This is a genomic window from Halomonas qaidamensis, from assembly GCF_025917315.1.
GTDB classification, from domain to species: Bacteria; Pseudomonadota; Gammaproteobacteria; order Pseudomonadales; family Halomonadaceae; genus Vreelandella; species Vreelandella qaidamensis.
Genome location: NZ_CP080627.1, coordinates 1,256,482 through 1,271,394 on the forward strand (window position 1 = coordinate 1,256,482; position 14,913 = coordinate 1,271,394).

Sequence of the window (14,913 nt, forward strand, 5' to 3'; positions counted from 1 at the left end):
TGTTATGAACTTTCTTGCCCATGCTTGGCTTGCCCATGCTGGAAGTGATGAGTTCCTTTACGGAAATCTGATTGCTGACGGTGTGAAGGGGCAAGACCTCACGGCTTGGTCGCCAGAAGTTGCTAGTGGCATACGTCATCATCGCCGCGTGGATGCTTGGATTGACCGGCACCCAAACGTTTTAAAGGCAAAGCGGCGCGCGCCAAGCGCTCAGCGGCGTTATGTTGGTATCGCGTTAGATATCGTGTGGGATCATTTTCTTGCTCGTCAACAGGCGGGAGAGCAGCAGCATCAGTTAATTGAGCGCTGCTATCAGCTGTTACAGGCTTGGCCTGCGCCGCAACGCCTGTCTACCATGATGCCACTCATGATTAAGCATGACTGGTTGCACCGATACGCTGATTTTGACTTTACCTGTCGTGCAGTAGCAGGCGTTGGTCAACGGCTATCGGGGCCTAACCGTTTAGCAGAGTTAGTGCCTTGGCTTTACGAAGACTACCCATGCTTAGCAGCCGACTTCTCAGTGTTATGGCAAGAGTGCCGTGCCACGCTAACCAGCAGTGGTGGTACTACGGAGGGTGGAGATTATTTAAAGATGGTGAAAGTAAAGGGAATCAATGATGGTGGCGGCTATGCGTGAGCGCTTCTGGGAAAGATACTCGCTAGAAGAATTAACGCCCCAAGAGTGGGAGGCGTTATGCGATGGCTGTGGCCAATGTTGCTTGTTGAAGCTCCACGACGATGAAACGCAAGAATTGGCAGTGCTTAACGTTGCCTGTCGGTTACTGGATATTCACAGCTGTCAGTGCAGTGACTATGAAAATCGCTTCGATAGCGTACCCGACTGTACGCAACTGACGCCTGAACTTGTCAAAGAGTTTACTTGGCTGCCGCACACATGTGGCTATCGGCGTGTTGCTGAAGGGCGCAAACTAGCAGGATGGCATCCATTACTTAGTAATGATGCGGAGCGCGTTCACAGAAAAGGCGTTAGCGTAAGAAGCTTTGCGGTTTCCCAGGACGATGTACCTGAGCGCCAACTAGAAGATCATATTATCGCAGTGTTGCCGATGACTTAAATCCATAAGTCGCCCTCCCTGGCACGTGTCTGACCGCTGGCTAACCAACATGTTAGCTGGCGGTTTTGGTTTTTGTGCTATCCCAAATGGTTAAAAATGCTTCTTTAAACGGCAAAGGCTGTGGTGCTTTTGCTGTTTTTAACGTAGCCAGCTGCTGTGTAGACGCGCGTGTTTTTGGCGAAGTATCCCAAATCGTTGGAAACTGTTCTTTATAGTTCATGGTGTTCTCCTAATTACGTGTTAGATCAAATTGTGCATTAGACATTTGTCTAATGAGCATATGGGTAGTATGGCGTAAAAATTATTTTATGGAAAGTATTTCCATAAAATAATTTGCTGACAAAAAAGCAGCGCCTAAGCGCTGCTTTACACGTTATCTAGGTTAAGTCTTGATATTTTTCTAGTGCTAAAGGCCTCCGCTAGGTCAAATACCTGTGGCGCTTTGGAACAGCGTTAGGGTTGCTGGTGTGTCGTATCCACAGAGGCTAACCCAAGAGCCCAGAGAATAAACGCGTCTTGGCGGGCAGTATCTCGCCAAGCTTTGAACCTACCTGATGCACCACCGTGGCCGCTGGTCATGTCGGTATGTAGCAATACAGGCGAGCTGCCTTGCTGTGCCTCGGTAACGCGGGCATAAAATTTAGCGGGCTCCCAGTAACTGACGCGAGTATCAAACCAACTGCCCTCTATCCACAGCGCTGGGTAGTGCTGAGAGCGAATGTTGTCGATAGGCGAGTAGCCACGGATACGTTCGGCCACTTCTGGGTCTTCAGGGTTACCCCACTCACTATATTCGGCGGTAGTTAGGGGTAATTCTGGGTTCTGCATGGTACGTAATACATCTAAAAATGGCACCTCTAACACCGCTGCGCAAAACGCCTCAGGCCTGCGATTGATGCAGGTGCCAACTAACAAGCCGCCTGCACTTGCTCCGCAGGCCACGATCCTTTCTGGCCGACTAAATCCTGCGTTTACTAACGCATCGCGGGCCGCTAAAAAGTCATTAAAACTGTTCTCTTTGTGGGCCATTTTGCCGTTGAGATACCACGGTTCGCCTCGCTCACCGCCGCCGCGTACGTGGGCTACTGCAAATGCTGCGCCACGTTCGAGTAGTTCAAGCCGGGCAATTGAGAACCAGGGGTCAAGCGCTTCACCATAAGCGCCGTAACCATACAGCAGCGTTGGGAGTGGTTGGCCAATTAAGTCAGCACGCATAACGATGGATACCGGTACGCGTTCGCCGTCAGCGCTGGTTGCCCATATGCGCTGGCTGACTAGTTGTTCAGGCAGCAGTTGGCCGTAAACAGGGACTTGCTTTAGCAGCGTGCGTTCACCGCTATCAAGGTTTAGCGCATACCAGCTGGGGGGGCGAGTGAATGACTCTTCACGTAGATGTACTGTATTTGCATTGAAGTGTGGCGAATCTTCTAGCAGCTGCGAGCAGGGTGTTTCAGGTAGTTCTATATGCTTATCCAGTGAGAGGTTGTGATCTTTATCTAGCACTAAGCGACGTAACATGACCTGGGCATCGTGATGGCTTCGCTCGGCGATGATTAAACCCCAGTCAAACGCATCGATTCCTTCTAAGGTGGTAGCTTCACGGTGGGCTATCAGTGGCTGCCACTCAGGAGCATCGGCACTGTGCTGGGTAATATGCATGAAGTCGAGCTGAAAATGAGGGCCTGCAAGGTTTTGTAAGCGATAAAACGTACCAGGGCGATGTTCAATGCTTACTTCAACACCTGCTTGGCGGGCGTGTAAGCATAGTGGTGAAGCCTGGGGTTGGTTTGCAGGCACCGCATGAATTTCTGTTGTATCTTTTGAACCGCTTTCAATCAGAAGCCATGCTTTCGAACGCGTTTTGCCAATCCCAATCCAGAATTCTGGATCGTTTTCTCGCATGATTAAGGTTGGTTCGGCAAGGCGCTCTGGCGTTGAAAACGGTATCCATACACGCCAGATAGAGTCTGGTCGCTGAGTATCGTCAAAACGGGTAAATAGCAATGTTGCACCATTAGCCGCCTGGTCTTCAGCCCAGCAAACACTTGCGCCGATGTCACTAAGTAACTGTTGTGGTTTTCCGCTTGGCAATGCTTTTAGCCACAGGGTAAAGCGCTCATCTCCTTGAGTGTCTTCTGTCCAGGCGAGCCATTGCTCATCAGGAGAAAGCGCCATATCGCCCATATCATAAAACGGCTGGTCAGCGGCACGATCGCGCACGTCAAGAAAGCACTCGTGTGCATCAGGCTGGCCGTTAGGATGTCGCCACCAGCAAGGGTAATCATCCTCGGCGGCAGTGTTGTTCCAGAACGTAAAATGGTCCAGCGCTGTCTTAAGACTGGTGATCGCTAGCTCGCGGCGCTCTAAGTGGCTTTGATAAAGTGTTTCAGCAAGCGGCCGTAAAGGAGCAAACCATTCAGCATGCTGATGGTTTGCAGCGTCCAAAAAAAGTCTTACATCGGGCGTTTCACGCTCTTCAAGCCAGTGCCATTCTGGAGAATTAGCGCGATAATAATGTGCGACAGGCGAGCCTTCGTGCATACCAGGCTGTGCTTTCATAAATTGATAGGTACCATAGCGGGAAATCAACGTCGGGTGTCTCCACCCACATGAGGGGTATTATGCTGTTTGAAGACTCAATGTCACTGTTGTGGTTAAGTTATTACGTCCTTTCACTGCTAGTGCTAGTCGCTGTTTACTTTGCGATGGCGTTCTTGCCTCGTCTACCACGCTTGCTCATCACCTGGTGTGTGGCGGGGGCGATGTGGATACCAGCAGGATATCGGTTGCCATTGATAGAAGAGGGTGAGTTTTATACCGGCTGGGCGCCGGCAGCCATGGTGTCTGCAGTTGCCTTTTTAGAGGGTAGCATGAGTGCGTTACGCGGTGGTTTGCTTTGGTTAATTCTGGGTGTTGGTTTAGGTGGATGTGTGGGGGTTGCTCTGTGGTGGTGGCGTAGGCCCCAGTTAGTTGAAGAGGCCAATTCACGTCGCGATGTAGAAGAAGATCCGCAACCGACTCGCCGCCGAGAACCAGTCATTAACTAATGCGTGTTCAAGGCGCGATGGTGGAGCCAGCCGATGTGTGAGTTACTGGGCATGAGCGCCAATGTGCCTACCGATATTTGTTTCAGCTTTTCCGGATTTTTGCATCGTGGTGGGGGTACAGGCCCCCATCGCGATGGGTGGGGTATTGCGTTTTATGAAGAGGGAGGTTACCGGGAATTTCGTGATCCTCATCCTTCTGTTGACTCTCCAATTGCCCGCTTAATCTGTGAATATCCTATCAAATCTAATGTAGTGATCAGCCATATTCGCCAAGCGAATGTAGGTGGTGTGCGGCTGGCAAATACGCATCCGTTCACTCGTGAAATGTGGGGGCGGCCCTGGTGTTACGCTCATAATGGCCAGTTAAGTGATTGGCAACAGCTGCCGCTAGGCGTGTATACCCCGGTAGGTACTACTGACAGTGAGCACGCTTTTTGCTGGCTAATGGGGGAGCTACGTCGCTGCTTTCCCATACCGCCAGCGTCTCCACAACTATTATGGTCGCGGCTGCACGAGTTGTGCGAAGAGTTGCGCGGGTTAGGTGTTTTTAACCTACTGTTATCTGATGGGGTTTACCTATACAGCTATTGCTCAACCAAACTGGCACACATTACCCGCCGCGCGCCCTTTGGTGAGGCAGAGCTATCTGATGCGGAGTTGACGGTTAACTTTATCGAACATACGACGCCTAACGATATTGTCTCTGTGATCGCCACTGAGCCGCTTACTCAAAATGAAGCGTGGCAGCGTATGGTGCCTGGTGAATTATTGGTATGGCGTGAAGGAGAAATCTACGCGCGTTATGGTCATAGCAAATAGGAGGTCGACACAGCGTGAGCGACAGTAGCGAAGGTACGTTTTAAGCTAAAGTTGAAACGCCAGTTTCAATCGATCGTTTTACAGCATGCTGCCTGTCGTATATGGTTGGCTTTTTTAGGCTTGCCACTTTGTCACGTAACAATAACAAGTCGGTCAAATATCGACACGGATAGCGGAGATTGCCCATGAGCGAACACGCCAATGCCCACGTACTACGTGGTCCAGCGCTTGAAGGCTTGGAACAGTACAATTCAGTTACGGATGTCTTTCACTCAGCGGTTAAACGTTTTGCCAGCAAACCAGCCTTTAGCTGCATGGGAAAAACCTTAACATTTGCCGATCTTGATCGACTTTCTGCCAATTTTGCAGCTTGGTTGCAGCATGAAACCGATCTGGTTCCTGGGGATCGGATAGCTATTCAACTGCCTAATGTGCTGCAGTTTCCAGTGGCGGTGTTTGGTGCATTAAGAGCGGGCCTAGTGGTTGTCAATACCAACCCGCTTTACACTGAGCGTGAGATGGCGCACCAGTTTAAAGACTCAAATGCCAAGGCCATTGTGATTTTAGCCAACATGGCAGATAAACTTGAGAAAGTGTTGGATAGAACAGATCTCCAACACGTATTGGTGACTCAACTTGCCGATCTGCACGACGTGCCGAAGCGTTGGCTAATCAACGCCGTTGTTAAACACGTCAAAAAAATGGTGCCTGCCTATTCGTTACCTAGCGCTGTTGGCTTTCGTGATGCACTGAAAAAAGGCGCGTCGTTACACCATACCGAGGTGCAACGCACCATGGATGATGTAGCAGCACTGCAATACACTGGTGGCACCACCGGCATGCCTAAAGGCGCTATGCTGACCCACTGTAACTTAGTGGCCAATATGCTTCAGGCCCGTGCCGCCATTGGTGAACACTTAACTGACGGTGAAGAACTCGTAGTTGCACCATTGCCGGTTTATCACATCTATACGTTTACCGTTAACTGTTTGTTCCTCATGGAAACAGGCAATCACTCGCTATTGATTACTAACCCTCGCGATTTACCGAGCTTTGTTAAAGAGCTTAAGGGGTTGCCATTTACCGGTTTTATTGGTCTGAATACGCTGTTTAATGCGCTGTGTAACCGAGATGACTTTAAACAGCTCGATTTTTCAAAGCTAAAGCTGACCATTTCAGGCGGCATGGCGCTTACCAAAGCGGCTGCTAAACGCTGGGAAGAAACGACAGGTTGTCCAATTGCGGAAGGCTACGGGCTAACGGAAACATCGCCCATTGTTAGCTTTAATCCGACCAACGCTATCCAGCTTGGCACCATCGGTAAGCCTGTTGCAGGTACTGCTGTTAAAGTGGTTGATGCGGATGGAAATGATGTGTTGGCGTTAGGTGAACCCGGTGAGCTCTGCGTGAAAGGGCCGCAGGTGATGAAAGGCTATTGGCAGCGGGAAGATGAAACGCGTAACTCCATTGATGAAGATGGCTGGTTTCACACAGGTGATATCGCCATATTGCAAGACGACGGTTACATCAAAATTGTTGATCGCAAAAAAGATATGATTCTGGTATCTGGTTTTAATGTATACCCAAATGAAGTAGAAGATGTGGTCGCTGCTCACCCTGACATTCTGGAATCTGCGGCAGTTGGCGTGCCGGATGAAGATTCAGGAGAAGCGATTAAACTGTTTGTTGTTTCCAAAAACAGTGAGTTAGACGCCGAGACGTTGCGTAAGTGGTGTAAAAAAGAGCTGACCGGCTACAAAGTGCCGAAGTTTGTCGAGTTTCGTGATGAGCTTCCTAAAACCAACGTTGGTAAGGTGCTGCGTCGCCAGCTCCGCGATCAGGAAACTAACGACGCTTAAGCACCTGTTGCACTGGCTAATCGCTGCGGTTAGGTGTCCTGTTAGTGAAAGCGTTACAATGGTCGGCCCACTCATGCAGTGGGCCGATTTTATTCTGAGATGGAAGCCGAGCCTAACGTGACCACCGACACGCACTCTCCCCACGCAGAAACCCAACAACATGCTGAAAGCCAACCAGTGCCCCAACTTGCTTTTTTAGAAAACGCTGTTTTAGAAAAAGCGCTAAGTGAGGTGATGCTGCGTGACGCTCAGCGGTTAGCACGCCGTGTGGATGGCCTTAAAAGGCGTCAGCGGGATAACAAGCCGATTGACCGCGGCGTACAGGAGATTCAGCGTGACCTAGAGAAAGCTAAACGTCTGCTGGCTAATCGTGAAGCATTGAAGGTGGCGCTGGATTATCCTGCAGAACTGCCCGTGGTAGAGCGGCGTGAGGATATCTTAACGGCCATTCGCGACCATCAGGTAGTGGTCGTGGCGGGGGAAACGGGCTCAGGGAAAACCACTCAGCTGCCTAAGATGTGCCTAGAGCTTGGACGTGGGCGAAAAGGCATTATTGGACATACTCAGCCCCGGCGCTTGGCGGCACGCAGTGTGGCCGGACGGTTAGCGGAAGAAATGAGCGTAGCGCTTGGTGAGCAGGTGGGCTACCAAGTGCGCTTTAATGACCAAAGCTCTCCTAATACGCTCGTCAAGCTGATGACGGATGGGATCTTGCTAGCAGAAACCCAGCATGATCCCTTGCTGCTGCGTTATGACACGCTGATTATTGATGAAGCGCATGAGCGCAGCCTTAATATCGATTTTTTGTTAGGTTATCTAAAGCGCCTGCTGCCGAAACGTCCAGATTTAAAAGTCATTATTACCTCTGCCACCATTGATGTGAACCGCTTCGCCGCCCACTTTGGCAGTGTTAAGACGCCTGCACCAGTGGTAGAAGTCTCCGGGCGTACCTTTCCTGTAGAGGTTCACTACCGCCCGCTGGCGCGCAGCGAAGAGGATGAAGAGGATCGCACATTGCAAGAGGGCATTTTGCATGCAGTGCGTGAAATCGAATCCATTGAACGTGAAAAAGGCTGGCTGCATGGCCCACGGGACGTGCTGGTGTTTCTACCAGGGGAGCGGGAAATTCGTGAGACCGCCGATACCCTGCGACGGGCTGACTTAACCGGTACTGAAATTCTGCCGCTATACGCTCGGCTCTCTAATGAAGAGCAAAATCGCGTCTTCGCTTCCCATCGTGGGCGGCGCATTGTGTTGGCTACTAATGTGGCTGAAACGTCACTCACTGTGCCGGGGATTCGCTATGTGATTGACCCAGGCTTGGTGCGTATCAGCCGCTATAGCTACCGTGCAAAAATACAGCGCTTGCCGATTGAGCCGATTAGCCAGGCCAGTGCCAATCAGCGTAAAGGGCGCTGCGGCCGTGTTGCGGAAGGAGTGTGCATTCGTCTTTATGATGAAGAAGACTTCTTGTCGCGGCCAGGGTTTACCGACCCAGAAATTCAGCGCACCAATTTAGCGTCGGTCATTCTTTCTATGCTGGCGCTGAAGCTTGGTAGTATTGAAGCATTCCCCTTTGTTGACCCACCCGATAGCCGGTTCGTAAAAGATGGCTTTCGTTTGCTGTTTGAACTAGGGGCGGTAGACAACCAGCAGCGCCTGAGCCCGCTGGGGCGCAAGCTAGCTAAGCTACCCATTGACCCACGCCTAGCGCGCATGGTGCTGGCGGGTGCTGAGCGGGGTAGCCTGCGGGATGTGCTGATTGTGGTCTCAGCCCTGGCGATACAAGATCCTAGGGATCGACCGGCCGACAAACGCCAAGCGGCAGATCAGGCGCATCAGCGCTGGCATGACCCGGATTCTGATTTTGTCGCGCTACTCAATCTGTGGCACGGCATCGAAAATGCCCGCGAGACGCTTTCGGGTAACCAACTGCGTCGCTGGTGCCGTGAGCACTATATTAACTACCTGCGTATGCGCGAATGGCATGATACGTTCCGTCAGTTGCGACAGCTGCTGCGCGATATGGAGATTGTGGTACCTGCTCCGCCACCCAAAGATGAAGACGAAAGTGAAGAGCAGGCCAAGCAAGTGCGTCGCAAAACGTCTGGCAAGCTGCACCAAGCACTGCTATCTGGGCTGCTGTCTAACCTGGGTACGCTGCTGGAAAACCGCGAGTACTTGGGGGCGCGTAATCGTAAGTTTATGATTCACCCCGGTTCAGGGCTGGCGAAAAAAACGCCTAAGTGGATAATGGCGTTTGAACTGATTGAAACTACTAAATTGTTCGCCCGTACAGTGGCGAAAATTGACCCCCAGTGGATTGAGCCTCAAGCCCAACACTTAGTGAAAAGCAGCTACAGCGAGCCTCACTGGGAAATGAAACGTGCCCAGGTAGTTGCGTTCGAGCAAGTAACGCTGTTCGGCCTACCCATTGTTGCTCGCCGCCGGGTGCATTACGGCCCTATTGCGCCTCAAGAGTCGCGGGAGCTGTTTATTCGCCGAGCGCTAGTGGAGGGCGAATTTCAGACAAAGGGAGAGTTTTTTGCCCATAACCGAGCGCTGGTTGAAGAAGTTGAGGCGCTTGAGAATCGTGCACGTCGGCGCGATATTCTGGTCGATGAAGAGACGTTGTTTGCTTTTTATGACGAACGCATTCCTCACGATATCGTTAATGGCAAAGGGTTTGAACACTGGCGTAAGCAGGCAGAGCGTGAGTCTCCAGATTTACTAAAATTTGATATCGAGGCGCTGAAAGCGCGCGATGCTAACGACGTTACTCAGGCGCAATATCCCGATCATCTAACACTGGCAGGTGTTGCCTACCCAGTCAGCTATCACTTTGATCCTGATGCAGAAGATGACGGGGTGACGCTGACAGTGCCCGCTGCCATGTTGCCGCAGTTGCCTGTGTATGCCCTTGAATGGTTAGTGCCCGGGCTGCTGCGCGAAAAGTGTATTGCACTACTTAAATCACTGCCAAAAAGCATCCGTCGGCAGGTGGTGCCTATTCCCGATTGGGTGGATGCTGCGCTGGAGACGCTGACACCGGACCAGCGCCCGCTAACTGAGGCATTGGGTGAGTTTATTCGGCGTCGAACGGGCACACGGGTACACCCTGATGACTGGCGCTTAGACCTGCTAGCACCCCATTTAATCATGAATGTGCGCGTTGTCGATCACGCTGGTAAAACGCTAGGCCAGGGGCGTGACGTGCGCGCCCTGGAAAGACGCTTTGAAGAAGCCGCCAGTATGGGGGCCCAGGCGTTAGCAGAGCAGGCTAATCAGGCCCCGACGCTTGAAGGTTTGCCTAGTGAGCCGCTGCCTGAATCTCGAGTGACGACCCAGGCGGGTATACGTGTTGAAGCTTACCCGGCGCTGGTGGCTGAAGAGTCGCGTTTCAAAGTAGCGCTTTTTGACCATCCTGCGAAAGCTGCGGCGGCCCATCAAATGGGTGTGGCACGTTTAGCGATCGCACAACAGCCGGATCAGGTTAAAGCGATTAAACGCTTGCCTGGCGTGGAAAAATGCGCATTGTTGTTTGCCAAGGTAGGAAGCAAGAACGCGTTGGTTGATGATCTTCTGCTAGCAGTGTTTACTCAAGTAGTGGCTCAACATCCCCTGCCACGTTCTGAGAGAGCTCTTAAAGAACGTATGCAAGCTTCAGAAGCAAGTTTGCTAGCGCATGCGCAGATGTTGTTGACCCATGTCGAGGCAGCGCTTAAAGGGCATCTGGCAGTAACTAAAATTTTAAAAGGCAAGCTCAACTTTGCGTTGGCGCTTGTTTACAGTGATGTCAGCGCGCAGATGCAGCGCTTGGTTTACCCTGGTTTTATTCGCGATGCAGGCGAGTGGTTAACGGAGTATCCTCGCTATACCGAGGCTGCGTTGATCCGGCTTGAAAAAGCAGCACGAGAGCGAGGGCGCGACCAAATGTTAATGCATGATGTCCAAGCATTAGAAACACGCTTTGATGCGCGCCGTAAAAGCGAACGTCGAGGCGATGCGGAAGACCCTGAGTTAGTGGCCTTCGGCTGGTGGATTCAGGAGTTAAGAGTGTCTCTATTTGCTCAGCAGTTAGGCACTAAAATGCCGGTATCGGTAAAACGCCTTGAAAAGCGTTGGGAAGAGATTGTTAGCGTTTAACGCCTGCCGTAATACGATAATAGGGCTGTGCATTAAGCTGATGTACCAAGATAGCAATATTGTTTGACAGCCAGCGACTCTCAGCAAGCTGCTAAAAGGAGAAAGGCATGACACATGTGGTGATTACCGGTACTGGACTCTACACACCGGAACACGCCATTGATAACGCGTCGTTGGTGAAAGCATTTAACGCGTGGGTGGACAGCCAGAATGCTCATTATGCTGATGCAATTGCACGTGGTGAACGAGAGCCGTTGTCACATTCAAGCAGCGAGTTTATTGAAAAAGCTTCCGGTATAAAAAGCCGTTACGTGTTGGACGCCTCGGGAATTCTTGACCCGGTGCGTATGCGGCCTAAACTGCCACAGCGTAGTAATGACGAGCCGTCTCTGCAGTGTGATATGGCGATTCAAGCGGCACGTCAAGCGTTGGCCGCAGCCAAAGTTGATGCTGCTGATATTGAGCTTGTTATTGTGGCGTGTTCAAACCTGGAGCGTGCCTATCCAGCCGTAGCCGTCGAAGTACAGCAAGCGCTTGGTGCAGGTGGTTATGGTTTTGATATGAACGTAGCATGTAGTTCTGCCACCTTTGCACTGGAAACAGCGGCCAATGCCATTGCATCAGGTAGCGTTAAACGGGCACTCATTGTAAACCCAGAAATTTGTTCAGCCCATCTCAACTTTACAGATCGAGACAGCCACTTTATTTTTGGTGATGCTTGTACAGCTATGGTGCTAGAAAGTAGTGACTGTGCGGTGGCAAATGAGCAGTATGAAATATTGGGTACGCGTTTGGTGACTAAGTTCTCTAACGCGATCCGTAACAACGCGGGCTTTTTGAATCGCGTTACCGACAGTGATCCGCTGGCGCTAGATAAGCTGTTTGTACAAGAAGGGCGACGGGTTTTCCGCGAAGTGTGCCCTATGGTAGCTCAATTGATTTCAAGTCATTTAGCTTCTCTAGAGTTGTCTGGAAGCGATTTGAAACGCATGTGGCTACACCAAGCTAACCGTCATATGAATGACCTAATTGCGCGTAAAGTATTGGGCGTTGAACCCAGTGAAGCACAAGCGCCGATTATTCTGGATCGCTATGCTAATACCAGCTCAGCGGGGTCAATTATTGCCTTTCACCTGCATCGTGATCAGTTTGAAAGCGGTGATATTGGGGTGATTTGTTCGTTTGGCGCCGGCTACAGTGCCGGTAGCGTTGTGTTACGTCGTCACTGATAGTGGTGTTTTATTCATTGTTTTAGGCGTGAATCGCTACCAACAACACGCTCCATATGCTGAAAGAGGAATTGTCATGCTTGGGTTATTAGCAAAGCATAAACGCGCACTTAGTTGGCGCTACAAGGGATTGCCTGTCTTGCTACTAGCCATATTAAGCATGAGCGGATGCGCCAGTTCAGGACCTAATGTTAGTGAACAAGCTCATCCCGAAGATCCCTGGGAAGGGTTTAACCGTCGGGTGTTTGTTTTTAACGACGTTTTAGATCGTTATACACTCAAGCCGTTAGCACAAGGTTATCAAACGGTTACTCCTGGCCCTATACAAACTGGTGTCGGTAATTTTTTCTCTAACCTAAGTGAAGTACGCACTGCATTAAACAGTTTGCTCCAGGGCAAGCCTGCTAATGCAGGTTTAGCTACTTCACGCTTTTTAATTAACTCGACCGTTGGTATAGGCGGGCTGTTAGATTACGCTACGTTGATGGAAATCAACGCTGATAAAGAAGATTTTGGTCAGACGCTGGCGGTATGGGGCTGGGAGGACTCGCGCTATTTAGTGCTGCCACTGCTAGGTCCTCGCACATTAAGAGACACCACCGGGTTGCCGTTTGATATTGCTGCCCATCCTATTACCTATATGGATGACCATACGCTTAGAGCTGGCTTGACGGCACTGGATATTATCCATATTCGTGCTGGGTTGCTTGACCAAGAAGCATTGATTAGTGGCGACCGTTACCGCTTTATTCGCGATGCCTTCTTACAACGCCGTCAATTTGAAATTAATGATGGTGAACTTGGGGATGACCCATTTGCCATGGACGATTTTGAATTCGATGATACCGATTTTGGTGACGACGATTTCGCCGATTGAGGCTTAATATGGATCATTCTAAGCAGTTGATCGCGGTGATCGATGAGCCGGGGCAAGAGCGTGATGCGTTAGCGGAAGCGATCACATGTGATGGCCTATGGGTATTTGCAGCGGAGAATATTGATAATTTGCCCGCTGATACTGCACTGATTGTTGCTCATGCAAGGGCAGTGCCGCGCCAACACTGGTCGCAGCTTACCAATCGCTTGCCCACTCTGGTTGTTAGCGATTCTCGTCAAGATGCTGATTTGATTAAGGCAGTTGACGTTGGTTTAGTGGATTATATTGTTCATCCACTACGTCACGCGGAACTGTTGCGTCGGATGATTCGCAAAGCCATTGAGCTTCACACTCTGGCTCAGGAGCGAGATCGAGACCGAGAGCGGTTGGCGGAACTAAACGAAAGCCTGGAAACGCACTTGGCCTTGCTGCGAATGGATCAGCAGAGCGGCGGACATATTCAGCGGCGTTTACTGCCGATTCATCCCAAAGTCATCAACGGAGTGTATTACGATTATTGGTTTGCGCCTTCGCTGTATTTATCAGGTGATTTCCTTGACTATCAGCGTTATAACGACCGCTACAGCGCGTTTTATTTTGCCGATGTGTCAGGCCATGGCGCGTCATCTGCGTTCGTTACTGTGCTGCTCAAATATCTGTGTAACCGTTGGTTGAATGAGTGGGATGGGCAATCGCCAGAACAGCTGGCGCCAAATTGGTTGGCGGCATTAAACCGAGAATTGCAGGACACGGATATTGGTAAACACGCGACCTTATTTGTTGGTGTTATTGACCATGAGGCTCGTAAGCTTCACTATTCGCTTGGCGCGCAGCTTCCTATGCCGTTGCTGGTATCGGGTGGTAAACTAGCGCGTCTGGAAGGTGAGGGAATGCCAGTAGGTCTTTTTCCAGATGTAGAGTATCCTTCGCTCAGCTGTGCTTTACCGGCCGATTTTCATTTATGGCTGTGTTCAGATGGTGTATTGGAATGCTTGCCGGGTAAGACGCTCGACACGCGGCTCAAGGAACTTGAGCAATTAGTAAGCGAAAGTGTCACGCTTGAGCAGTTGCGCGATCGGTTAGCTAATACCAACTCGCTTCTTATAGAAGGCGATGCGGATGATGAGGCGAACCAGGACCGCGATGCTTTACCCGATGACCTGACAATCATGATGGTGAGCGGATTTGGTCATGCTGATTGAAGAAGGCCGCATTAAAGCGGCGTTCGATTCCGGTGTTTTTGTTTTAAAATTATGCGGTGATGTACGCTTAACGCTGTGCGCTACCCTTGATACCCAAGCTCAACGCCTTGCGGAAACGCCAGGGCTGACGGCGGTGCTAATTGACCTGCGAGAAGCAACGAATGTTGATTCGACAGCGTTGGGTTTTCTTGCCAAAGTGGCAATGGCAGTAAAAGGGCGTTTAGAGCAACCTCCCACCATCATTGCTGATAACCCTGACGTGCGGCAAATGCTTGATGTGATGGGGTTTGCACGCTTTTTTACGTTGATGGAAGCACCTTTGCAGCAAGCGTCAAAATTAACGTCGGCACTCGAAGACTTGCCTGCTGAGCCAGCTGATGAGGAAGGATTGCGTGAGCGTATTTTAGAGGCCCATCGAATTTTGATGCATATGAACGAGCACAACCGCGAACAGTTTCAACCGCTTGTGGAAATGCTCGAAGCGCAAAACACCACAGCCCATTAACACGTCATCAGCGTACATGTTGCAAAAATGCGATCTTTATCAAGGAAGTGCCCTCTAAGAAAATATTCCTAGAGGGCCTTTTTGACTTTGTTGTCTTCTGTTTTATCTCAGTCGCCTATTTTTGTCTCAGTAGCTTCTAGTTCCACAAGA

General features: G+C 50.6%; 12 protein-coding genes. 10 read left to right on the forward strand and 2 right to left on the reverse strand.

Annotation, left to right across the window (positions count from 1 at the left end):
* Window positions 1-4 precede the first annotated feature (4 nt).
* Both K1Y77_RS05910 and K1Y77_RS05915 read left to right on the forward strand, forming a co-directional pair.
* Complete coding sequence (locus tag K1Y77_RS05910) at window positions 5-640, forward strand: acyl carrier protein phosphodiesterase (protein WP_264018523.1); 636 nt, start codon at window positions 5-7, stop codon at window positions 638-640.
* Window positions 621-1,079, forward strand: coding sequence for a YcgN family cysteine cluster protein (locus K1Y77_RS05915; protein ID WP_030070312.1), 459 nt, complete (start codon window positions 621-623; stop codon window positions 1,077-1,079). Before K1Y77_RS05910 ends, K1Y77_RS05915 begins: the two co-directional genes overlap by 20 nt.
* Before the next feature lie 52 nt (window positions 1,080-1,131).
* Here the strand turns inward: K1Y77_RS05915 and K1Y77_RS05920 are convergent, their stop codons facing one another.
* A complete protein-coding gene (locus K1Y77_RS05920; protein WP_198023690.1) occupies window positions 1,132-1,299 on the reverse strand; it encodes a hypothetical protein in 168 nt (55 codons plus the stop codon).
* Between the two features lie 233 nt (window positions 1,300-1,532).
* A complete protein-coding gene (locus K1Y77_RS05925; RefSeq protein ID WP_264430817.1) occupies window positions 1,533-3,638 on the reverse strand; it encodes a S9 family peptidase in 2,106 nt (701 codons plus the stop codon).
* A gap of 62 nt (window positions 3,639-3,700) precedes the next feature.
* Here K1Y77_RS05925 and K1Y77_RS05930 point away from each other — a divergent pair, with 62 nt between their 5' ends.
* The 8 genes from K1Y77_RS05930 to K1Y77_RS05965 all read left to right on the forward strand — a co-directional run bounded on the left by K1Y77_RS05930 (window position 3,701) and on the right by K1Y77_RS05965 (window position 14,763).
* Window positions 3,701-4,126: a hypothetical protein gene (locus K1Y77_RS05930; RefSeq protein WP_030070314.1), complete on the forward strand. Its 426-nt coding sequence runs from the start codon at window positions 3,701-3,703 to the stop codon at window positions 4,124-4,126.
* Between the two features lie 33 nt (window positions 4,127-4,159).
* Complete coding sequence (locus K1Y77_RS05935) at window positions 4,160-4,945, forward strand: class II glutamine amidotransferase (RefSeq protein WP_264430820.1); 786 nt, start codon at window positions 4,160-4,162, stop codon at window positions 4,943-4,945.
* Window positions 4,946-5,130: 185 nt separating this feature from the next.
* Window positions 5,131-6,804 carry an AMP-binding protein gene (locus K1Y77_RS05940; protein ID WP_264430822.1) on the forward strand — a complete coding sequence of 558 codons (1,674 nt, stop codon included), beginning with the start codon at window positions 5,131-5,133 and terminating at the stop codon, window positions 6,802-6,804.
* 234 nt (window positions 6,805-7,038) lie between these two features.
* Complete coding sequence (gene hrpA, locus K1Y77_RS05945) at window positions 7,039-10,950, forward strand: ATP-dependent RNA helicase HrpA (protein WP_264019189.1); 3,912 nt, start codon at window positions 7,039-7,041, stop codon at window positions 10,948-10,950.
* Window positions 10,951-11,057: 107 nt separating this feature from the next.
* Window positions 11,058-12,179 (forward strand): beta-ketoacyl-ACP synthase III, encoded by a 1,122-nt coding sequence (locus K1Y77_RS05950; RefSeq protein WP_030070318.1) that lies wholly within the window; start codon window positions 11,058-11,060, stop codon window positions 12,177-12,179.
* A 76-nt stretch (window positions 12,180-12,255) separates the two neighbouring features.
* On the forward strand, window positions 12,256-13,056 hold the full coding sequence (locus K1Y77_RS05955) for an MlaA family lipoprotein (protein WP_030070319.1): 801 nt from the start codon (window positions 12,256-12,258) through the stop codon (window positions 13,054-13,056).
* An 8-nt stretch (window positions 13,057-13,064) separates the two neighbouring features.
* The gene (locus K1Y77_RS05960; protein WP_030070320.1) at window positions 13,065-14,258 is read left to right on the forward strand and encodes a PP2C family protein-serine/threonine phosphatase; all 1,194 of its coding nucleotides are present in this window, start codon (window positions 13,065-13,067) and stop codon (window positions 14,256-14,258) included.
* Window positions 14,248-14,763: an STAS domain-containing protein gene (locus K1Y77_RS05965; RefSeq protein ID WP_264018519.1), complete on the forward strand. Its 516-nt coding sequence runs from the start codon at window positions 14,248-14,250 to the stop codon at window positions 14,761-14,763. Before K1Y77_RS05960 ends, K1Y77_RS05965 begins: the two co-directional genes overlap by 11 nt.
* Window positions 14,764-14,913 lie beyond the last annotated feature (150 nt).